This window comes from Dokdonia sp. Dokd-P16 (assembly GCF_003095655.1).
Lineage (GTDB): Bacteria > Bacteroidota > Bacteroidia > Flavobacteriales > Flavobacteriaceae > Dokdonia.
In genome coordinates this window covers 334,626-357,831 of sequence record NZ_CP029151.1, presented here as the reverse complement: position 1 = coordinate 357,831, position 23,206 = coordinate 334,626, and the positions used below count along the sequence as shown (strand labels likewise).

Here is a 23,206-nt window from a genome sequence, read left to right as displayed (position 1 = left end):
TATGGTTGATAAAATGAAAGAGGAGGAAGACTGGCTTTACGAGATTAAACCTAAGGGTAAGTTGATAGACCTGAATCTTAAGGAAATTTGGCGCTATAGGGATTTGCTTGTTCTTTTTGTAAAAAGAGATATTGTAACTGTTTATAAACAAACGATCCTAGGACCTCTATGGTTTATCATACAACCTTTATTTACCAGTGTAGTTTTTACCCTTATTTTTAACGAGGTTGCAGGAATTAGTAATGGTGCAATCCCTAATTTTTTATTCAATCTTACAGGATTGACACTATGGTCTTATTTTAAAGAATCATTAAACGCTACTAGTAATTCCTTTAAAAGTAATGCAGGGATTTTTGGGAAAGTGTATTTTCCTAGGTTTATATCACCAGCCTCTAAGGTAATCTCAGGACTGCTCAAATATGCAATTCAGCTGTTGATCTTGGTTATTTTTTACGTTTATTTTGCATATAACGGCATGGAAGTAAGACCTTCTGTGTATTTCCCACTTGTGATCATCATACTATTGAACATTATCTTACTTGCTATGGGAATAGGTATGGTCTTATCCTCTTTTACTACAAAGTATCGAGACTTATCATTGCTCGTTGGTTTTGGTTTAAATTTATTAATGTACCTCAGTGCAGTGATGTATTCTATGGATGCGGCAAAGGATAAGTTGACAGATTATTACTGGGCAGTAGAGTGGAATCCTATAGCTCATATTATAGAAAGTTACCGCACTTTATGGTTCAATAGTCTAGAAATCCATTGGACCGGACTCTATGTTGGATTTGGATTAGGAATTGTTCTATTTTTTATAGGTCTCATCTTCTTTAATCGCACAGAGAAAACTTTTATAGATACGGTGTAATGGGAAAAGCCTTAAGACTATATTGGTGGAGCGAGATCTTTATTCAAAAAAGAGATAAAGAAAACTATGGCGATTTACTCGGTAAATATCTTGTAGAAAAAATTTCAGGAAAACCAGTAAAATGGCTGCGTGCAAATAAGTTTTATGTAAAGAATTTGTGGCAACCTGTTTATGTAACTATCGGTAGTATACTAGAACACATTGGTACGCATTGTACGGTTTGGGGCAGTGGTATTATATCTAGAGATGCCCAAGTAGCTGGCGCCACATTTTTAGCTGTTAGAGGTCCGCTTTCGCGAAAGCGTCTTCAAGAACTCCATTACAACTGTCCAGCAGTCTATGGTGATCCAGCGTTACTATTACCCTTGTATTATAATCCAAAAATAGAGAAGAAATACAAATTAGGAATAGTGCCTCATATTAATGATTATGAAGTGGTTAAGGAATGGTACGAAAGCATTGAACAAGTAAAAGTGATTCACTTTAGAACTAATGATGTGGAGCAAACAACAGATGAAATACTGTCGTGTGAAAATATTCTATCTTCCTCTTTACATGGAGTTATTGTGGCACACGCTTATCAAATACCTGCGGTACAAGTGCGTTTTTCAAATAATATCCATGGTGATGGTGTGAAGTATCACGATTATTTTTTATCTGTAGGTTTAAACACCTACACTGCTATGGAATTGTATGAAGCGCAAGCTATAGATGAATCTATAAATTATATTAAAAATCACATAGACGCCTTACCTAGTGCCTCAAAAATTAAATATATACAACAAGGCTTACTGGCTGTTTGTCCTTTTAAAAACACAGCGATATGAGCGATGATTTTTTTTTAAAAGTCTCAAATATATCTAAACAGTACCGTCTAGGTTTAGTAGGTACATGAATTCTTTGTCAATATATAAGCTGTTTTCACCTAAAATTACTAATTATTCACAAACTATTAAATTTCAAAGACCACTGGGAATTATGGGGAAAATTGCAGTAATAGTGCCATGTTTTAATGAAACTGCGCGTTTGGATGTTATTTCTTATCAACAATTTATACTGGGCAACAGTGATTTTCATTTTTATTTTGTGGATGATGGTAGCTCTGATAGAACTTATGAGTTTCTTGTAAATAATTTTGGTGAACTTCATGGTTGTCAGATTTTAAAATCGGTTAGTAATGTTGGAAAAGGTAGGGTTATCCAATATGTTTTGAAGTCAATAAACCTTCAATCTTATTGTTATTTTAGTTTTATTGATGCGGACTTAGAAATACCATTAAATCAATTAATTTCATTGCAGTCTCATTTAGCATTGGTTCCAGACAATAGTTTAGCACTATCATACCGAACTCCAAAAAAAATGGCGAATGTTAATTGGATAAGAAAAACAGGAAGTTTTGTTGTTAAAAAAATTGCTCAGAATATCGTAGGGTTTAAAACTCCTTTAAGAGATACACAATGTGGGTGCAAAATGTTCAATTCACAGTTAGCATTTTTATTCCAAGACGAATTTCTCTCAAGTTGGTTATTTGATATTGAACTAATATTGAGATTCAAAGACAGTGATAATTTTGAGCGATCTAATATCGTAGAAGTAGAACTACTTGAACTAATTTCAAATTCTGGATCAAGTAATATTACCATAAGGACAATCCCAAAGTTGATAATGGATATTTATAAAATTAGTAGATGTTACAAATGACAAAGGTTACTAGAAATTTCTTGTTAATAGGATTAATTATCCTATTAACACCTTTTTTATATATAATTAGATACGCTGAATTGTCTGGAGATGATTTTACCAGAGCGGTTATGGATATCAATGATTTTTCGTTGAACTACTCTGATTGGTTTTTTACTCATAATGGAAGGTTTATTAACGGTATGCTAAGTATTCTGCCACTTTACGGTGGAAATATGTTCAAAGTAATTTTATTAATTAATTTTCTAGCTCTTCCTTTTGTAATTAGAATTTTATTAAAACGTTTTTTCATCTTGAGTGAGATAGATGTAGATAATTCAGTGCTGAATATCTCTACTCTTATATTGACATTTTTAATGATAATACAATTGCCATTACCTGTCGAGTTTTTTTACTGGATTTCATCAATGACGGTTTATTCATTCTCTTTACTCTGTTTTCTATTGTTTATTTATGGTTTATTACGTGTCAAACAAAATATGAAAAATGCTGTTTTGATTGCGGCGCTATTTTCACTATTAGCTATTGGAAATAATGAAATATTTATATTGTTAAATAATTATATAACTTTTGTTTTTATTACACATTTTTATTTGAAGTTCGGTAAATTCAGTGGTAAGTTAGTTATAATTCAAATCGTTAGTCTAGTATCTGGATTATTAGTAATACTAGGACCTGGTTCTAAAAGTAGACAAAGTAATTTTGAAGATGGCGGCAATATCTTAGGGTCTATTATTTTGTCATTAAAGAATACAGTCTCTCTTATAATGAATCAATTCCTAAATCTTGGGGATATTTTAGTTCTACTAATGATTATATTTTTATCAATACTTATCGTGTATTCTAATCGAAGCAATAATTTGATGAGATCTATTAATATCATTAAATTAGGTTCGATTAGTGTTGGAGCAATATTTCTTATAATATTAACGCCTAATTACGCGATGGGGGGTATATCTTACAACGAAGGGAGGCTAGGAAACCTAATTCAGATTTTATTGCTATTGATTTTTTTTGTTAATATTTTGAATTTGTGTATTAGGAAAAAGAATTCTTTTTCATTTTTTTTAAAAAAGACTGAAATTCTTTATTTCGTTATTTCAATGGCATTAATATTAAATGTTTTAATTTCAGATAATTATTTAAATCTATTTGAAGATTTTAGAAATTCGTCCTTTCACAAACAAGAAATTGGATTGATTAATAGAGTTGAAAATTTGAAACATACTAATGAAAGTAATATTCTTCTTAAGAAAAGATATAAATCAAAAACTTTAGATTACGAAGAACTTACTGGGAATAAGGAGCATTGGTACAATAGAAGTTATACTTTTTTTCTTAATTCTAAATACAATTTGTCACTTGAAAGTATAATAGTTGTTAAAGAGAATAACAAATGAATCATACCATCCTCAAGGTTGAAAATATATCTAAACAATACCGTCTAGGCTTAGTAGGTACGGGAACTTTAACCCATGATTTAAATAGGTTCTGGCATAAAATACGAGGTAAAGAAGATCCTTATTTACAAATAGGTGCTGTAAATGATCGTAGCGCTAATGCTAGTTCAGATTATGTCTGGGCATTGCAAGACATTAATTTTGAAGTGAAGCGTGGAGAGATTCTTGGAATTATAGGTAAAAACGGCGCTGGTAAATCTACACTATTAAAAATCCTTTCTAGAGTAACGAGTCCTACTACGGGTAGTATAAAGACTAAAGGTCGTATAGCCAGTTTACTAGAAGTAGGAACAGGAATGCATCCAGAACTTACCGGTAGAGAAAATATTTACTTGAACGGTGCAATTTTAGGAATGAATAAAACAGAGATCTCTAGTAAGATCGATGAGATTATAGAATTCTCAGGTTGTCAAATGTATATTGATACACCAGTAAAAAGGTACTCTAGCGGTATGCGTGTACGATTAGGATTTGCTGTAGCGGCATTCTTAGAGCCAGATATTCTTGTGGTAGATGAGGTGCTTGCTGTAGGTGATGCTGAGTTTCAGAAAAAGGCTATTGGTAAGATGCAGGATATTTCTAGTACTAGTGGTAGGACGGTGCTGTTTGTGAGTCATAATATGGCTTCCATTAATGACCTTTGTACACGATGTATTGTTCTAGAAAATGGAAGTGTAAAATTTGATGGAAATACAGCTTTAGCCATAGACCAATATTTATCAATTAATAATGAATCTGAACAAAATTCAATTTACATAAATCCACAGCCTAATACAGAGGCCGATATTTTAAAGGTTTCCGTTTTAAAAAATGATAAACCCAATTGTAACTTTGGTTTCGATGACGAAATAAATGTAAAAATTGAGTTTTCAATAACAGAGAACCTTAAGAAATCTTTTATTGGAATACGCGTTGTTAATTTCAAAAACGTTAATATTTTCAGCTCAGAAAAGAGTTTGTCAGAATTTGAAAAAGGGACGCATAGCTTAACAGTTAAGATACCCTCAGAATTTCTAGTACCTAATTTTTATTATATAAATATAGGCTATCACGTGCCAAATGTTCATTTGATCAATTATACTGAACATGCTGTAGAATTTCATATTGAAGAAACGGGCTCAGATTTAAGTCAATTTGCTGGGAAAGATTTTGGTTGCGTCATGGTGGATTGTGAATGGTATTGAAATGAACATGACAGTATCATTCGTAACATATATAATAGCCTAAATTTTACAAGAGGTTTAACAATAAAGAACTTTCATGAATAAAATAGTCAAACGTTTTTTTAATAAATTAAAATCAGTTTCAAAAGCTATTATAAGTTCCAACAGCAGTACGCCAAATTCTTACAACCCTATCGAAGTTTATAAATCAAACGGAATGATTCCATGGAGTGAAGGGTATGTTGAATTTAAAGAAAGTCAAATAGTCCAATCCATAAATAGCAAAGACTTAATTGAGCAAATGCAGCTCAAAAGTTTACCTAGTGGTTATGGCTATAAGTTGGATGAAAGAATCGTTGAGTATTTATGGATATGGTCCAATCTAAACTTTAATGATTGTAAAATATTAGACGCTGGTTCTACTCTGAATTTCAAATTTTTAGTTGACAATAGTGTTGTTGACTCTAATGATTTGTACATATATACTTTCGCTCCTGAAAGTTATTCATTTACCAATAAAGGGGTTTCTTATGTTTATGGAGATTTAAGAGATATTCCTTTCAAAAAAAACTTTTTTGATTGTATCATATCTCAATCAACCATCGAGCACATAGGTATGGATAATTCCATATATGGTTACGATATTGTGGACGATGAGAAATCAGAACAAAAATCCTATGACTACTTAAAGGTTATTGATGAAATGATAAGGGTTTTAAAACCTAATGGCACTTTGTTAATTACTTTTCCTTATGGAAAATTTGAAAACCATGGTTTTTTTCAGCAATTTGATGAAGAAATGCTCGATAAGATAACTGAGATTCTCCATAAATCAGGTCAAGCCGAATATGAATATTTTAAATACGAAAAAACAGGTTGGAGCTTTGCAAACCAAGAAGAACTAATAGATTACAAATCTTATAATCCTCATACAGGAAAAGGAAAAGGTACAGATGGTGCTGCTCATTGTAGAAGTATTTGCTGTATTAAGTTTAAAAAAAGTGCCTTTTAAAATGACTTGGGAAGAAACCATAGCTTTTATCAGGACAAAGCCTGAGTATCAAGACCTCGTGACGAAAGCCTATTTTCATGAAGATTTAGAATTCAACATAAATAACTTTGGTAAAAGCAAAGAGTTTGAAGAAACACTAGCGATTATAAAAGAGTATGCTCCGGATGCAAATAGCATTCTTGATATAGGTTGCGGTAATGGGATAAGCTCTATAAATTTTGCTTTAAAAGAATATCAAGTCACCGCCGTAGAGCCAGATTCAAGCACTACCGTAGGTGCCGGAGCGATAAGAACAATGAAAGCACGACTCAATCTCAATAATATCAAGGTTTATGAGGCATTTGCAGAAGATATAAAATTTGAGGATAACAGTTTTGATATTGTTTATGTGAGACAAGCGGTACATCACTCCAATGATTTGAATAAATTCATAGGTGAGTGCTTAAGAGTTCTCAAACCTGGTGGCTTGTTGTTTACCATAAGAGACCATGTTATCTTCAATGAGAGTGACAAAAAATGGTTTTTAAAATCTCATCCCTTGCAAAAATATTATGGTGGTGAGAATGCTTACACTAGTTTGCAATACAGAACAGCCATGACTCGAGCTGGAGGAATTATCGAAAAAGAATTAAAATACTACGATAGTATAATTAATTATTTTCCAGAAACACAGCAGTCACTTGATAGAAAAGTAGAAGAAGAAGAAAAACGTATAAGAAAAAAGCTAGCAGATAAGTTAGGATTTATAGGAGCGACTGGTTTCATGTTTCATATTTATAAAATGATGTTTAACTTCCATCCTTTAAATGAAGAAAAGATTCCTGGACGTATGTATAGTTATATAGTATTAAAACAATGAAAATCTTAATAATAGGTTCAAAAGGTTTTATAGGTTCTCATTGTGTGGACTATTTTTCTTCATTTGCTCAAGTTTTTGAATGTGATGTTGTTACCGACTATGATAATGCAAATTACTTCTTAATCGACACTGTAAATGCTGATTATAAATCTTGTTTTGATAATCATAACTATGATTTGTGTATCAACTGTTCTGGTGCAGCTAGCGTTCCGGACTCTGTAAAACAACCTTTAAGAGATTTTAATCTCAATGTGTTAAACGTCTTTAAAATTTTAGATGCTATAAGGCAGCTAAATCCTTCATGTAAATTTATCAATTTAAGTAGTGCTGCGGTTTACGGCAATCCTTTATCGCTGCCAGTGGTAGAATCTCAAAATTTAAATCCAGTTTCGCCATATGGTTATCATAAAGATATGGCTGAAAATATTTGTAGAGAATTTCATAAGTTATATGATTTAAATACTTGCTCAGTTCGTGTTTTCTCTGCTTACGGTCCTGGTTTAAAAAAGCAATTATTTTGGGATTTATATAAAAAATCAATAGATAAAGATGAAGTAGAGTTATTCGGTACAGGAAATGAAACGAGAGATTTTATATATGTTACTGATTTAGTCCATGCTTTGAAATTAATTGCTACTGGACATTCTTTTAATGGAGAATCACTTAATCTAGGAACAGGAATAGAAACTTCTATTGAAGATGTGGTAACTACTTTTTATAAAGAATTAAACTATACAGGAAAGATAAAGTTCAAAGGAACAAATAGAATAGGTGACCCTATCAACTGGGTTGCTCAAATTAATAAAATAGCCGATTTGGGTTTTCAACCTCAAGTTTCCTTATCTCAAGGCTTACATAAATACACAGAATGGCTCAAAGAGTAAAAGTAGGCTTAATATATTCCTATGACGAAAATTGGATAGGTGGTACTTATTATATTTTAAATTTAATACATGCACTTCAAACTTTAGAAGAAAAAGATAAGCCAGAGATTACAATTTTCACAGATAATCAGGAGCGATTTGAAGAATTAAAACATATTACTAAGTATTCTTACCTGAAGTTTGAAAATTTTAATTTGCGATTAAATCGTTTTCAAACTTTTAGTAATCGAGTCTCAAAAAAAATATTCAAGCGTAATATTTTCAATACATCAAATTTGAAAAATGCTACAGTTGATGTATTATACCCTAGTCCTTTAAATATCAATTTTTTTCATAAAATAAAACATATTGCTTGGATTCCAGATTTTCAAGAAATCCATCTGCCAGATTTGTTTTCAAGTGAAGAAATAAAAAACAGGTACAAAAGCCATCAAAATGTAGCTAGAAATGCAGACTATGTCGTATTCAGCAGTGAGGATGCGCAAAAAGATTTTAAAAACTTATTTCCCAAGGCAACTTGTCATACTTTTGTTCTCAAATTTGCAGTTACACATCCTTCAATAGAACAATTGTCTTTTAAAAATATCCAGTATAGATATAAGTTGGATAGACCCTATTTTTTTTCGCCTAATCAATTTTGGACTCATAAAAACCATATTGTTATTATTGAGGCGCTTAAGATAGCTATCGAAAAAAGACCTGAACTATTAATTGTTTTCTCAGGAAAAGAATTTGATAATAGAACATCTGGTCATGTAGAAAAGCTTAAAAATCTGGTAGCCTCATATAAACTGGAAAATAATGTATGTTTCTTAGGATTTATACCCAGAGAAGATCAACTTTTAATATTAAGAAATGCCATAGCCATTATCCAGCCATCTTTGTTTGAAGGTTGGAGTACTGTTGTAGAGGATACTAAGGCACAAGGAAATTCTTTGATTCTTTCAGATATAGATGTGCATCGTGAACAAGTAAAAAATAATGTAACCTTTTTTAACCCAGAACAAGCCGATGAGTTAGCCGAAATAATTATTCAGGATAAGCGTGGTTTTAAAAGTAAAGAAATACTCGATTATAGTGCGGTTGTTAAAACTTTTGCAAAGGACTTTATGGAGTTAGTTTTTAAAGCAAGTACTTATTAAAATTATAGAAAGATGAGTACGCGTGGCTATGCTAAAATTTCCATCATCACTCCATGCTATAATTCAGTGGAGTTTATAGAGCAAACCATCCTTTCTGTAATTAATCAGGATTACCTCAATCTTGAATATATTATTGTAGATGGTGGTAGCATAGATGGAACTTTGGATATTGTTAAAAAATATGATGCTCATATTACCCATTTGATAAGCGAGCCAGATAGTGGTATGTATGATGCTTTAAATAAAGGCTTTCAATTATCTACAGGACAAATTATGACTTGGATCAATAGTGATGATATGTTGCTTCCAAATGCTCTTAAAAATATGAGCGAATTATTTACAGATTTACCTCAGGTAAATTGGATTCATGGATTAAACAGTTTTATAAACCTTAATGGAAAGGTAATAAGTCAAAATGAGCCTAAAAAATTTAGTTTTGTAAAGTACTTAAATCGAGATTACCAATTTATCCAGCAAGAGTCTACATTTTGGAGAAGACCATTATGGGAAAAGTCTGGAAGTAGAATTAATACCTCATTGAAATATGCAGGAGACTTTGAGCTATGGTTTCGTTTTTTTCAGCATGAAACGATTTTTACAACTCATAAAGCTATTGGTGCTTGGCGCAAAAGAGAAGGACAGTTGTCAGATCTTCACATGAATGCATATCTTAAGGAATGTGATGACATTATTTCAAATTATACCAAAACATGGCAGCAAAAAAAGAATATTCTGATATTAAAACTACTCTATTGGTTGATGAATTCATTAGAAAAAAAAGAGTTGCCTTTTCATTTTATTAAAAAAAGAATAAAGCATATTGAAAATGAACCTGCTACCCAAATTATTTTTTCTAAAGAACTCAATCGTTATATTTTAAATTAATAGTGTATTAAACAATACAATATGAAACTCTCCATAATTACTATCAATTATAACGACGTCATTGGACTGGAGCGCACTATAAAAAGTGTTCTAGAGCAAACGGCAAGCGATTATGAGTACATCATTATTGATGGTAATAGCACAGATGGTAGTAAAGAAATTATAGCAAAGTACACACATCATTTTAGTTATAATTCAAGTGAGCCAGATCATGGCGTTTATGATGCTATGAACAAAGGAATTAAAAATGCTACTGGAGATTACTTATTGTTTTTAAATAGTGGAGATACTTTATTTAATCCTGAGGTCATAGAAAAAGTGTTGCCTCACCTTAGAAGTGAGCACGACCTTATTTATGGAGATCTTTATATGGTACCTACAAACCAGCCTAGTTTTAAACACACCTATCCTAAATCATTAGATTTCACCTTTTTTAAACAGACTTCTTTAGGTCATCCAGCTACATTTATTAAGAAAGAATTGTTTGAAAAGCACGGCAACTATCGAACAGACTTACATATCGTGTCGGACTGGGCGTTCTTCTTAAAGGTGATTTGTGTAGGACAGGCAACCTATAAAAAGATAGATCTAGTCGTCTCTAACTTTTATGAAGGCGGCATCTCTACCACAGCAAACAATAAAGCAAAACATAAAGCTGAAATTAAAAAAGTGCTCCTAGAACATTACGGACTTTATAACTCGAGTTTTGATGCGTTGCTTTTAACAAGTCAGGAAAACGATCGCATATTTGGACAAGTGAATCCGCAGTTACAGTTGGTAACCACAAATCAGTATTTGCTTAAAATCTTAAATAAAATTATCGCTTTTATGGCGTGGATTTTAAAAAAGAAAAGGTCTTAAATCAAATAATGGATAGGATGAAAAAGGATAGTAGTATTCTGCTTTCGCGAAAGCAAAACAATAACCATCACTAACATTACTAAACATTAAAAGTTTAATTTTGCCTCATGCTTGTATCTGCTATTATTCCATGTTTTAATGCGCAATCTACTGTAGCAAGAGCTATAGAGAGTGTGCTGAAACAAAGCGTTTCTGTAGACGAGATTATAGTCATAAATGATGGGTCTACTGATAATTCCTTAGAAGTAATTACCCAACTGCATAAAGATTACGAGCAGATAATCGTAATAGATCAGAAGAATCAAGGAGTTTGCGTGGCTAGAAATAATGGAATTAAAAAAGCATTAGGAATTTACATACTCACGCTAGACAGTGATGATTTTTTTGAACCGACCTTTGTAGAAAAAGCACTTAAAAAGTTTGAAGAAGATAATAATTATGGTGCTGTAATGTGCGGTTATGTACGTGTGGTGCATGGTAAGAAAATCATGCCTTATATTCCTAATGAAATATCGTTTAAATCATGCCTATTGAACAATGGCGCACTAGCCTGTCTGTTATTTAAAAAAGCAGCTTTAATAGAAGCAGGACTGTATGACGCCTCTATGAAAGATGGCTATGAAGACTGGGATCTAAACATAAGAGTATTAAAAAATGGTTATCAGTATGGAATCGTGAGAGAAGTCTTGTTCAATTATGTGGATAGCGAGCAATCTAGAAATGATGTAGCTACTGAAAAGAATATCAAATTAAGAATGCAACTATTTCACAAATACCGTGAGGATTATGAACTGCACCAGGAATATTTTTTTAAGGAGTTCATCAAGGAAAATAACAGACTCGTAAAAGAAAATAAGCGCATTAAAAACAGTACTTCTTTTAAATGGAGTCATGCGATAATTACGAACGTAGAAAAAATTAAGAATATATTTAAGTCCAATTAAACAGCCTCTATGATTTCTATAATTATTGCTACCTATAATCGAGCAGCATATATCATTGAAACACTTATTTCCATAAAAAATCAAACCTATTCTGATTTTGAATGTATCATCATAGATGACGGCTCTACAGATCATACGGACGAGCTCGTAACAGCATTTGTAAAAAATGATGATCGATTCACCTATGTGCTAAGACCTGATACGGTTCTTAAAGGTGCAAATCATTCTAGAAACTATGGATATACACTATCAAATGGCGATTACGTAAAGTTTTTTGACAGTGATGACGTGATGTTACCAGAGCATCTGGAAATAAGCATGAAAGTCTTGCTAGAAGGCAAGTATGACTTTGTCGTAGGTGACTGTATAAATTTTGACACGACCGGTTTGCTGGATAGACCCTATGAAATTGATAGAGAAACGGCTGTTTTATCGGCCATGAATTTTGCTCAATTTACCACCGGATGGATTACCAATGATCTATTAGTAAAACGTGAATTTGCAGACCACTTGGAATTTAGGGGAAGCATAAGAGACCAAGCAAGTGAATACCAGTATAATATCAAACTCATGTTATTAACTCAAAATGGCTTTCTTATAAATCAAATTCTTTCTCATAGAAGAATTCATGATGATGGTTTTGTGGTAAAAGCAAGAAAGGACTTAGTAAGATTTGATCAAATGAATGCAGAGTTATATTATGTCACGGCAGTATATATTGAAGATATTGCTCCCGATGATGTAATGAAGTGGCTGTTATCCAGTCATGTGAAACTTAATCAGAAATTAACCTTAATTAAAAAAACACCAGAATACATGAGTGGTGCTACTAGATTACTTGTAAAGTATTTTGGTATGAAAGGATACCTGTATCCGCTAGCGATGCGATTGAGTAAAGATACAGGTAAAGGTTATCAACTAATCAAGTATATTCGTTCCTAAGAAAAATAGAATCTCTTATAGTTTGAAAGAACCAGCTCCAGTTGATATTACCGTAATCATTCCATGTTATAATGATGGGATATACATTAATGACGCTGTGAATTCTGTACTGCATCAAAGTCTATTACCGGAAAAAATTATAATCATTGATGATGGGTCTGATGAAGATACATTGCAGATTTTGAAAAAAATTCAATCGCCTCTCGTTCAAATAATATATCAAGAAAACACAGGCGTTTGTGGTGCAAGAAACCGGGCTATAAAAGAAGCTACAACAAGCCTTATCCTTACTCTAGATGCTGACGATTATTTTGAACAGACTTTTATAGAAAAGGCTTATCAGGTGATTTCTACTCAAGAAAAAATAGGCGTTGTGTGTAGTTATTATGAAGGTTTTAGAACAAATGGTGCTCTTACTGCTGTGATAAAGCCGCTTGGTGGCCAAGTTCATAATTTCTTAGTTCAAAATAATGGGGTAGCATCGGCACTTTTTAGAAAATCTTGTTGGGAAGCAGTAAATGGGTATGATGTAAGTTTTGATAAAGGTTATGAAGATTGGGATTTCTGGATTTCTATTTTGAAAAATGACTGGGAAATGCATGTAATTCCTGAGTTACTCTTTAAATACAGAATTAAAGATAAGTCTCGTGATCAAATCGCTGTAGCTCTTTATAATAAGGAATTGAAAATGAAAATCTATGATAAACATAAAGACGTTTACCTAGAGTACATCGATAGAGTATATGCACAATTGATTTTCAAGAATCAAGAATCAATGAAAAATATTGTAAAATTAAAAAACAGTAAAGAGTATGTATTAGGGAATTTTATATTGAGTCCATTAAAGTATTTTAAAAATAAGTTGAACTCGTAATATGTCTAAGTTAAGCCCAAAAATAACGGTTGTTGTTCCTTGTTATAATCAAGCGAACTTTTTAGATGAAGCTTTAGAGTCAGTCTTAAATCAAACGTTCAAATATTGGGAATGTATCATTGTTAATGATGGAAGCACAGATGATACTGAGGCTATTGCAAATAAATGGGTTAGAAAAGATACGAGATTCTCTTATGTCTTTAAGGAAAATGGTGGTTTGTCTAGCGCTAGGAATAAAGGTATAGAACTAAGTAATTGTGATTATATTTTACCATTTGATTCTGATGATAGGTTACATTTGGAGTTCCTAGAAAAGGCAATGGATGTTTTAAAAAATAATCAAAATGTAGAGGTCTTAACAACAGGAGTTCAGCATTTTGGAGCAAAAAATAATGTATTGCAACTACCTAAATACTCTTTTGAAAGGTTGCTAATTAATAACTGCTTTATAGCTTGTTCTATTTTCAAAAAATCAACTTTTGAAAGAGTTGGAGGTTATGATGAGAATTTGAAGTCTTTTGAAGATTGGGAATTTTGGATAAGAGCCTTAAAGGATGGTGGTGCACATTGTGAAATTAATGAAGTACTCTATTATTATAGAAAACATAAAAGTGATTCATTATCAAACCGCTTTCGTCAAGACAATCAATTTTATGAATCTCTATATGATTATGTCTACAAAAAGCATATAAATTTATATGATAAATATTTTCCTAATTTTATTTTACTTTATGATGATTATGTGAATCAAGTGAAGTTTGTGCAAAAAGTAAAAGGAACCTTTATTTTTAAAATATATCATTCCTTAAAAAGTTTATTTAAAAGATAATTCATGACTGGTGATTTTAAAAATAAAGTAAAAGGGAAGCTGAATGACATCATAGGGAAAAAGTTGAATATAAGTTTTGCTAGGTCTGGTGATGATATTCAGCTTATCAAGCTTATCAATAAAAGTACGCCAGGGGTGTATGTGGATATCGGTTCCTGGCATCCTAAACTAGCTTCTAATACTTATTACTTTTATTTAAGAAATTGGAAAGGCATTTGTATCGACCCTAATCCAGAATTAATAAGGCTGTATGATTCAATGCGGCCTAAAGATATTTTTATTAACGCAGGTGTAGGAAGTTCTTCAAAAAGTCTTGAATACTATATGTTTCAAGAAAGCTCAATGAATACCTTTAGTTCTGATTTTATTCAAAAAAACAGACTAGAAGCTAAAATAGTTAATACGTTAAAAGTTCCCGTTTTAAGTCTGAAGGAAATCTTAGACAAGCATATCTCTCCTTCAGATCGCCTAGATTTTTTTGATATAGACGTTGAAGGGTTTGACTTAGATGTTTTAAAATCAAATGACTGGGATTTATATAGACCAAAGATTATCGTCATTGAGTCAGATGTATCCATTGAGATGGATATTGAATCAGATATAGTTACATATTTAAAATCCGTTAATTATAGACTATTGGGTAAATCTATTATAAAAGGTAATCTTGGAAATTTATTTTTAATTTCAAATTAGAGTGAGAGCAGGTAAAAACGTGTCAAAGGAGAAATTAATCGATTTAGGTTCTTGTATGCATAGAGTTATAATACCACTTTATGTGCCTCATGAAATGGATTATTATAAAGATGCCTATGAAGTTTTCCTTCTGTGTCTCAAATCCTTAAGAATAACTTCCAATTCTAATATTAAAATATCTGTTATTAGCAATGGTTCTTGTGATATAGTAAATACAAGGTTGCTAGAATTATACCACTTAAAAGAGATCAATGAACTTATTATCGAAAGAGACAGTATAGGTAAATTAAACAGTATTCTTAAAGTTCTAAGAACTTGTACTGAGCCATACGTAACAGTTTCCGACGCTGATATTTTATTTAGTAATGATTGGGAAAACCAAGTGCTCAAAGTATTTAAGGAATTCCCCAAAGCAGCTGCCGTAAGTCCTATGCCTGTATTTAGAACTCAAAATCACCATACCTCAAATATTTTATTTGATTACCTATTTTCAAAAAATATGCGATTCACTAAGGTGAAAAATCCAGAAGCCTTAACCTTATTTGCAAAAAGTATAGGCTGGCCTAGACTAGATAATCACTGGAAAGATGTGATATTGACCATTTCGTCAAACTCAAATGTTAGAGCTGTCGTGGGGTGTAATCATAGTGTTGTTACGTATAATAGAAGTATTTTCAAAAAAATACCAGACGCAAATTCTAAATTTCAATTAGGTGGTGATAGTGAAGGTAATTACCTAGATAAGCCTGCATTGTATTTTGATGGTTATAGATTATCCACAGAGGATAATTTTGCATTTCATATGGGGAATTTTAAAGAAGAATGGATGACAGATGCTTTTAAAAACCTTAAAAGTGTTACTAAAACTAAAATATCTCACGTATGTGAACCTCTTAAAGAAAAAGTATTTCTAAACTTTTTAAAAAATTATCTTTTCAAGAAAATAATGTCTTTTCCTACCTTAAGAAAGTTCATTTTTGCATCAAAGGGTTTGTCTATAAACCGGTTGGATCTGTTTTAAAATTTTAAATATATGATATCTATAGTCATACGTAATAAGAATCAAGAAGTAGCACTAGAGTTTTTACTTAAAAACCTTAGAGAGCGTTACAATGATGATATAGCAGAGATTGTAGTTATAGACAACCTGTCTACAGACAGAAGTGAAGAAATCACTAACAAATATAACGCACGCTTTGAAACCATTGAGAAATTTAGTTATGGTGGCAGTGCTAATTTTGCTGCACAAAAAGCAACTCATGATATTGTCGTGATTTTTAGCGCACATTCTTACCCAGTCAGTCACGACTTTTTTCAGTTGATTCAAAAGAAATTTGATGAAAATGATAACCTCGCTGGACTGCGATGCCTGCACAACTCAAATGACTACAAAAATTATATCAATCAAGTAAAAGCAAAGGATGATCCTAACAAGTCAGGCTTAATATTTTCAGGATCTGCTTTTAATAAAAAGGTCTGGAGAGAACATCCTTTTAAAGCAGATGTGGCCACTTTTGAGGATAAGGAATGGTCTAAAAGAGTCCTTGAAAAAGGATATGAAATCGATTTTGTTCCTTCTATCTTTAACTATCAAATTAAAAGGTCAAAGGCGCAATTGTTCTTTAGGTTTAAAAACGACGTGATAGGTAATTATCAATTATGGCACGAGGATATAGCATTCCTGTCTGCCTCTAAAGGTCTAATAATGAATTTTTACCGAGCTATAAAAAATATGTTTGTAGATTTATTTTATGCGGTTAAGAGATACATATATGTTATTTCTTTTATCATTAATAAGCCAGAAAAATTTAATTAATGAATTAAACTTCTTAAGCTATATGACACAATGTTATGTAATTAGATTCAGATATAATAAGAAGTATTTAATATATGTCTAATAGCCTTACCATAGTAATACCTAATCGCAATCGTGACCTTAAAACGGTTCGACGCAGCGTGAATTCTATTATCCCACAACTTAATGAGTCTACGCATCTAGTAGTAGTAGATTACGGCAGTGAACTGTCCTATCAAGTAGAGCTGGAACAGTTACTGAAAACATTTGATCAAGTAGAGCTTATTAAATGTCCTACACAAGGTCAACTATGGAATAAGTCGAGATGCATCAATATTGTACTCCAATCTTGTAAGACCACTCATTTAATGGTTTCTGACATGGATATGTTATGGCATCCTGAATTTGTAAAAAAGGAAGTAGAACCGCTTTCACTAAATGAGTCAGTTTATTTTACAGTAGGTGTGATAACCCAAGAAGAAAGTAAGCAGGATAAAACTTTTGAAGATTATAAAGTTAAATTCCAAACAAACAATGAAGCGACAGGAATTTCTATTTTTCCTACTGCACATTTAAAATTCATCAATGGTTTTGATGAGTATTATCATGGTTGGGGAAGTGAGGATACCGATGTTCATGTTCGTTTGAAAAATGCAGGTTATAAAGTCCGCTTCCACAAAAGCGATATTTTTTTCAAACACCAGTGGCATCCAAAAGCTTATCGTAGTATCAAGAGTAAATATCCTTATCATACATTACAAGAGCGTACCAATGCTTCTTATTTAAATCGAACTATTAAATTAAATAGAATAAGGAGCAATAGGAAATTTGAGATGGGGAAAATTCCAGCTGAATTAAATAAATCTGATTTAAAAGTTATTACAGTATTGTCTCTTGAGAATGAACTTAAAGCGTTGCTATATCAATTCTCAGAATTATCAGGTAATTACCTTTTAAGGATAGATTGTAATTCAACATTTTCATTTAAGAAAATAATTAAAAAATTAATTAGAAATAATTTACCTAAAACTCTACCACTAGAAAATGTAAATAATCTAGTTTTAGAATGGATTATCAATAATTCAAGAAACTCCAGCTATAGCTATAAAATTGAAGATCAAATTATTCTTTTAAAAATAAACTTAAAATGATTAAACATCAATCAATTAAGTCTATTATACTAAATTTTGAAAATAAATATCCAGTCTCCAAATGGAATATCAATGGTATAGATATATGGCCTAACATAAGGTTTAAGCTTTACTTTCATCTTTTAAATCATTTAGAAGAAGAAAATAATAGTAATGTTTCGAAAGCAGAATCAACTCATAAAAAAAAGCCTTTCAATAAATCTATATTACGTTTAATTCAAATTAGTTCTCTTTTAAAATATTACAAATTTAAAGCTACTCTTAAAGATGTAGATTATCTATTTATGGGACTTAAGATGCATAGGGTTTCCTTTGAAAGAAAATGGTATAATCGCTTTTTTGATCCGATTATAGACACGTATAAAACGGAATTGAGATTTATGCATTTCGAGATAGATAAATTGGTGCAGCCTATTAATAATACCTCTATTAGTTACTCATTACCTGAGCTTTTACAATCATATTCATTATGTAAAACTGTAAAGGGCAAGTTCAGAAAATCAGAAAACACCACAGCACAAATTAATGTTTTAGAGTTTGAAGAGTTTTATGAAGAAATATCTCGTATGCCTTGGAATTCAAAAGAGTTAAAAATGGACCTTAATTACTGGATAAATTGGGTAATTAAGGTAAGCAGTAAAAAGATTTTTTTTATAAACTATTTTAACAAGGCCAAAGTTAAAGGTGTCGTAATTGCTAGCTATTACGGTTATGAAGATACCGCAGCAGCTATTCTAGCAGCAAAGGAGTTGAATATTCCGGTAGCTGATTATCAACATGGACCACAGACTAAAGTTCATATGGCATATGCAGCATGGTCCTCATTACCTGAAAATGGCTATAATACAATGCCTACCCATTACTGGTGCTGGGATGATAAGTCTAGTAATACTATTAATAAATGGCATAGCGGCTATAGAGCAATACCGCTAGGGAATACTTGGCTACAGTATACACTTTCCAATAAAGTCAAGAAGACAAAAAAGTATATTATGTATTCTTTGCAAGTAGTAAATGCACACAATATCAAGTATTTTTTTACAGAATCAATCTTAGATTTGATGCGCTCAACATCAATAGAATGGAAAATAAGAATTCATCCTAGATCTGTATTTAAAATAGAAGAAATTGAGGCCTTTTTAACGAAAGAACAAATATCTGTTAATAATTATCATCTAGAAATGGCTCACAATAAATCGATGTTAGAAAGTTTATATGAATCAAAGATTCATATAACTAACTTTTCCGGATGTCTTATTGAAGCATATCAATTAGGAGTACCAAGTATAATTATAGATCAAATTGGTTTAGAATTTTACAAGGACTATGTTGATCTCAAAAAAGTGGTATTTAAGGATAAATATGACAATGATTTTAAAGCTTTCTATTTGAATTTTTTAAATAATTCAAAACATTATAATAGTATTACAGACTCTGAAATAAAGAGTCCGAAACACTTATTTGATTTAAATAATTGAAAAAAATGAAAATCCTGCTAGTTTCCATGAACTCTATACACTTTCGTCGCTGGTCAGACCAGTTGCGAGATAGTGGTCATGATGTATACTGGTTTGATATACTAGATCAAGGTTATGCACCATCCATGAGCTGGATGACGCAAGTCACAGGATGGAAAAAAGGGTTTTTTAAGAAAAGAGGGCGTACGTTTATAAAAAATAAATTCCCTCAATTATATAAGATTCTAGTTCGAAGATATGATCATTCTACTGAGGATGCTTTTGCGAAAGCACTGAGAGAAATTGAGCCAGATGTTGTTCATAGTTTTGCATTGTATATAAGTGCATCACCTATACTTTCTGTCATGCTTAATAACAAAATCCCATGGATATACTCATCTTGGGGAAGTGACTTATATTATTATAAAAACAAACCAGAGTACCTAAAAAGCATTCAAGCCGTGTTGCCTCGTGTAAATTATATGTTTGCAGACTGTGCTCGCGATCAAAATATTGCTAATAAGTTAGGTTTTACAGGAGAACATTTAGGCGTTTTTCCAGGAGGAGGAGGATTTGATTTAGAGCTATTTGAAAAATATAAAATACCTTTTCAAACTCGAAAGATTATTGCTGTAAAAGGAAATCAAAATAGATCTGGTAGAGCCATTCCTGTTTTAAAGGCACTTGAGCAAATTTCAGCCCATTTAAAAGATTTTGAAGTAGTAGTTTTTGGCGTTGAAAATACTGAGGTAGTTAAATTTCAAGAAAGCAAGATTCCTAATATCACTGTTCAAGGACTTATAAGTCATAAGCAGTTGATAGAGTTATTCTGTAAAAGTGCTATCTATATTGGTAATTCAAACAGTGATGGAATGCCTAATACATTATTAGAAGCAATTTGTGCAGGAGCATTTCCTATACAATCTAATCCTGGTGGCGCTACCGCCGAAATTATAGAGGATGGATTGAATGGCTTTCTCATAGAAGATTGTGAAGATGTCCATCATATTCAAGAATTAATTTCGAAAGCGATTAATAACCAAGAGCTCTTAAAAAGTGGCATGGCATATAATACGTTGAATATTTTGCCTACACTTAGTCGTCACTTAATTACTAAGCAAGTTGTTAAAGCTTATAATGTAATTAATCGTTAATTATTTTAACAAGTTGTCGGCTCTTATCCTTAAATTTGACTACAACCCAACTACAATGAAAAGCATCGGTTTTATACCCCTGCGCAAAGGCTCAAAAGGCATTCCAGGTAAAAATAAAAAGAAACTCCTAGGTCGCCCGCTATTTTGCTGGGTGCTGGGTGAAGCTATCGCTTCACAGCTAGCTACCACTTATATCTTTACAGATGATGAGGATATCATCGCTTTTGTAGAAAAAGAATATCACTGGACAGATAAAGTAAAAGCCGTAAAACGTAGTGAAGAGAGTGCTACTGATACCGCATCTACAGAAATGGGGATGCAGGAGTTTGTAGCTGATTTAAAAGAAGATTTTGATGTGCTCTGTTTACTTCAAGCAACATCACCTTTTACAACTTCAGCAGATATTAATGCTTGTTTAGATGCCGTGGCGTCAGGTACTGATAATGATTCGGCTCTTACGGTGGTAAATACACACCGATTTACTTGGAATGCAGATGGCACACCTCAAAATTATGATGTGTTTAGCAGACCTCGTAGGCAAGATTTTGATGGGTTACTTATTGAGAATGGAGCTTGCTATGTGACCACGCGTGACGCTTTTCGCAAAAGCGGAAATAGAATTAGCGGTAAAATAGCTACGGTACACATGCCTGAGGATAGTCTTACAGAGATAGACACGCTGACCGACTGGAAAATCGTGGAGGAATTGCTAGCGGCTAGACTCAAGACAAAAAAAGGTAGCGCTCGTATCTCATATCTTATCCTAGATGTAGATGGCGTTTTTACAGACGGTTGTATCTATTATGGTGCAGACGGCGAACTGATGAAAAAGTTTGATATGCGCGATGGTATGGGACTTGAGATTTTGAGACAATATAATGTTGAGGTAATGGTAATGACGTCTGAAGATTCCCAAATAGTTGCCAGCCGAATGAAGAAATTAAAAATTAAAGACGTGTTTCTAGGAGTGAAGGACAAGTATAGTCTGCTTTCTAGAATTGCTACAGATCGTGGGATTGATTTTTCTGAAATAGCATATATAGGTGATGATGTGAATGATCTTGCAAACATTTGTGCAGCAGGATGGTCACTTACACCTTCAAATGCGACGATGCCTATTAAGAACCATGCAGATATCATATTACAAAACAATAGTGCAGAAGGAGCGATACGCGAGGCCTGTGACTTTATTATAAAATACAATAACCGATATGAGTAATTACAAAGCGCCTTATACGATAGCAGAAATAGGCGGAAACCATAAAGGCGATATGGAAATCGCAAAGGAAATGATTAAAGTAGCGGCAATCTTCTGTAATGTAGATGCTGTAAAATTCCAGAAGCGACATAATATAGAACTTCTTACTAAAGAACAATATGAAGCACCACATCCTAATCCTGTAAATTCTTATGGAGACTCTTATGGAGCGCATAGAGAGTTTCTTGAGTTTGATGTGAATCAGCACGCAGAGCTTAAAAAGTATTGTGAGGACCTAGGGATAACCTATGCAACTTCTGTTTGGGATACAACGAGTGCAAAGGAAATTGCAGGCCTTCATCCAGAATTTATAAAAATACCAAGTGCTTGTAATAACCATTACGAAATGCTAGGATGGTTATGTGAGAATTACAAAGGAGAGATTCACTGCTCTACTGGTATGACTACTAGAGATGAGATCGAGGAGCTAGTACAGTTTTTTGAAAAGCATAAAAGAGGGAAAGATCTGGTTCTATATAACTGTACATCTGGATATCCAGTACCATTTCCAGATGTTTGTTTGCTGGATATTAAAACGCTCATAGAGAAGTATGGCGATCGTGTAAAGCACATAGGGTTTTCTGGTCACCATCTAGGTATTGCAGTAGATGTTGCTGCTTATACCTTAGGTGCAAACATTGTAGAACGCCACTATACACTAGACCGTACTTGGAAAGGTACAGATCACAGTGCATCACTGGAACCAGCAGGAATGAGGAAGCTCTCTAGAGATTTAAAGGCGGTGTATCAAGCACTCGCTTATAAAGCAACAGATATCTTGCCTATTGAGCAAGTACAGCGAGATAAGTTAAAGTATAGAAAAGCTTAGAAGATATTAAAGGAAAGCGCTCGTTTAATATGCGATTGCTTACTAAAAGTAGATGCAGTCATTTCGACAGAGTGAAGCGACGAGAAATCTCATCATCGTGAGTGGAGAAGAGCAGAACCCGTCATTTCGACAGAGTGAAGCGACGAGAAATCTCATCAGAGTAAGCAGAGAAGAGTAAGCAGTGTATCTGAGCTTTTTACGTGAGCTTGATAATGTGATTTCTCCTTTCGTCGAAATGACAAAAGGTTAGAGCAAAATAAAATCTCATCAGAGTAAGAAGAGAAGAGCAGAAGTCGTCATTTCGACAGAGTGAAGCGATGAGAAATCTCATCAGAGTAAGCAGAGAAGAGTAAGCAGTGTATTTGAGCTTCTTACGTGAGCTAGATAATGTGATTTCTCCTTTCGTCGAAATGACAAAGGCTAGAGCAAAATGAAATTTTAT

General features: G+C 32.6%; 24 protein-coding genes. All 24 read left to right on the top strand.

Going from position 1 to position 23,206, the window contains the following annotated elements; all coding sequences use genetic code 11:
- Window position 1: 1 nt before the first annotated feature.
- On the top strand, window positions 2-871 hold the full coding sequence (locus DCS32_RS01560; protein WP_108876694.1) for an ABC transporter permease: 870 nt from the start codon (window positions 2-4) through the stop codon (window positions 869-871).
- Entirely contained in the window at window positions 871-1,698 is an 828-nt protein-coding gene (locus DCS32_RS01555; protein WP_108876693.1) for a polysaccharide pyruvyl transferase family protein, read from the top strand. The genes DCS32_RS01560 and DCS32_RS01555 overlap by 1 nt, the downstream gene beginning before the upstream one ends.
- A 151-nt stretch (window positions 1,699-1,849) precedes the next feature.
- On the top strand, window positions 1,850-2,572 hold the full coding sequence (locus DCS32_RS01550) for a glycosyltransferase (RefSeq protein ID WP_162533572.1): 723 nt from the start codon (window positions 1,850-1,852) through the stop codon (window positions 2,570-2,572).
- Entirely contained in the window at window positions 2,560-3,972 is a 1,413-nt protein-coding gene (locus DCS32_RS01545) for a hypothetical protein (protein ID WP_108876691.1), read from the top strand. The genes DCS32_RS01550 and DCS32_RS01545 overlap by 13 nt, the downstream gene beginning before the upstream one ends.
- Entirely contained in the window at window positions 3,969-5,216 is a 1,248-nt protein-coding gene (locus tag DCS32_RS01540; RefSeq protein ID WP_108876690.1) for a polysaccharide ABC transporter ATP-binding protein, read from the top strand. Before DCS32_RS01545 ends, DCS32_RS01540 begins: the two co-directional genes overlap by 4 nt.
- A 76-nt stretch (window positions 5,217-5,292) precedes the next feature.
- On the top strand, window positions 5,293-6,207 hold the full coding sequence (locus DCS32_RS01535) for a methyltransferase domain-containing protein (protein ID WP_108876689.1): 915 nt from the start codon (window positions 5,293-5,295) through the stop codon (window positions 6,205-6,207).
- The gene (locus DCS32_RS01530; RefSeq protein ID WP_108876688.1) at window positions 6,149-7,066 is read left to right on the top strand and encodes a class I SAM-dependent methyltransferase; all 918 of its coding nucleotides are present in this window, start codon (window positions 6,149-6,151) and stop codon (window positions 7,064-7,066) included. Before DCS32_RS01535 ends, DCS32_RS01530 begins: the two co-directional genes overlap by 59 nt.
- Entirely contained in the window at window positions 7,063-7,950 is an 888-nt protein-coding gene (locus DCS32_RS01525) for an NAD-dependent epimerase/dehydratase family protein (protein ID WP_108876687.1), read from the top strand. The genes DCS32_RS01530 and DCS32_RS01525 overlap by 4 nt, the downstream gene beginning before the upstream one ends.
- Entirely contained in the window at window positions 7,935-9,092 is a 1,158-nt protein-coding gene (locus tag DCS32_RS01520) for a glycosyltransferase family 4 protein (RefSeq protein ID WP_108876686.1), read from the top strand. Before DCS32_RS01525 ends, DCS32_RS01520 begins: the two co-directional genes overlap by 16 nt.
- Window positions 9,093-9,104: 12 nt before the next feature.
- Window positions 9,105-9,977, top strand: coding sequence for a glycosyltransferase family 2 protein (locus DCS32_RS01515; RefSeq protein ID WP_108876685.1), 873 nt, complete (start codon window positions 9,105-9,107; stop codon window positions 9,975-9,977).
- Window positions 9,978-9,998: 21 nt separating this feature from the next.
- Complete coding sequence (locus DCS32_RS01510; RefSeq protein ID WP_108876684.1) at window positions 9,999-10,838, top strand: glycosyltransferase family 2 protein; 840 nt, start codon at window positions 9,999-10,001, stop codon at window positions 10,836-10,838.
- A 107-nt stretch (window positions 10,839-10,945) separates the two neighbouring features.
- A complete protein-coding gene (locus tag DCS32_RS01505) occupies window positions 10,946-11,782 on the top strand; it encodes a glycosyltransferase family 2 protein (protein WP_108876683.1) in 837 nt (278 codons plus the stop codon).
- 9 nt (window positions 11,783-11,791) lie between these two features.
- The gene (locus DCS32_RS01500; protein ID WP_108876682.1) at window positions 11,792-12,724 is read left to right on the top strand and encodes a glycosyltransferase family 2 protein; all 933 of its coding nucleotides are present in this window, start codon (window positions 11,792-11,794) and stop codon (window positions 12,722-12,724) included.
- 22 nt (window positions 12,725-12,746) lie between these two features.
- Window positions 12,747-13,598: a glycosyltransferase family 2 protein gene (locus DCS32_RS01495; RefSeq protein ID WP_162533571.1), complete on the top strand. Its 852-nt coding sequence runs from the start codon at window positions 12,747-12,749 to the stop codon at window positions 13,596-13,598.
- A 1-nt stretch (window position 13,599) separates the two neighbouring features.
- Complete coding sequence (locus tag DCS32_RS01490) at window positions 13,600-14,427, top strand: glycosyltransferase family 2 protein (RefSeq protein ID WP_108876680.1); 828 nt, start codon at window positions 13,600-13,602, stop codon at window positions 14,425-14,427.
- A 3-nt stretch (window positions 14,428-14,430) separates the two neighbouring features.
- On the top strand, window positions 14,431-15,120 hold the full coding sequence (locus DCS32_RS01485) for an FkbM family methyltransferase (protein WP_108876679.1): 690 nt from the start codon (window positions 14,431-14,433) through the stop codon (window positions 15,118-15,120).
- A 55-nt stretch (window positions 15,121-15,175) separates the two neighbouring features.
- Entirely contained in the window at window positions 15,176-16,141 is a 966-nt protein-coding gene (locus DCS32_RS01480) for a glycosyltransferase family A protein (RefSeq protein ID WP_162533570.1), read from the top strand.
- Between the two features lie 12 nt (window positions 16,142-16,153).
- Entirely contained in the window at window positions 16,154-16,936 is a 783-nt protein-coding gene (locus DCS32_RS01475; RefSeq protein ID WP_108876677.1) for a glycosyltransferase, read from the top strand.
- A gap of 74 nt (window positions 16,937-17,010) precedes the next feature.
- Window positions 17,011-18,066: a glycosyltransferase family 2 protein gene (locus DCS32_RS01470; RefSeq protein ID WP_108876676.1), complete on the top strand. Its 1,056-nt coding sequence runs from the start codon at window positions 17,011-17,013 to the stop codon at window positions 18,064-18,066.
- Window positions 18,063-19,544, top strand: coding sequence for a hypothetical protein (locus DCS32_RS01465; RefSeq protein ID WP_108876675.1), 1,482 nt, complete (start codon window positions 18,063-18,065; stop codon window positions 19,542-19,544). The genes DCS32_RS01470 and DCS32_RS01465 overlap by 4 nt, the downstream gene beginning before the upstream one ends.
- A gap of 5 nt (window positions 19,545-19,549) precedes the next feature.
- Window positions 19,550-20,677 (top strand): glycosyltransferase family 4 protein, encoded by a 1,128-nt coding sequence (locus DCS32_RS01460; protein ID WP_108876674.1) that lies wholly within the window; start codon window positions 19,550-19,552, stop codon window positions 20,675-20,677.
- A gap of 55 nt (window positions 20,678-20,732) precedes the next feature.
- Window positions 20,733-21,896 carry an acylneuraminate cytidylyltransferase gene (locus tag DCS32_RS01455; protein ID WP_108876673.1) on the top strand — a complete coding sequence of 388 codons (1,164 nt, stop codon included), beginning with the start codon at window positions 20,733-20,735 and terminating at the stop codon, window positions 21,894-21,896.
- Window positions 21,889-22,764, top strand: a complete 876-nt coding sequence (locus DCS32_RS01450) for an N-acetylneuraminate synthase family protein (RefSeq protein WP_108876672.1) — start codon at window positions 21,889-21,891, stop codon at window positions 22,762-22,764. Before DCS32_RS01455 ends, DCS32_RS01450 begins: the two co-directional genes overlap by 8 nt.
- Window positions 22,765-22,816: 52 nt before the next feature.
- Window positions 22,817-22,942, top strand: coding sequence for a hypothetical protein (locus DCS32_RS16260; RefSeq protein WP_262497453.1), 126 nt, complete (start codon window positions 22,817-22,819; stop codon window positions 22,940-22,942).
- Window positions 22,943-23,206 lie beyond the last annotated feature (264 nt).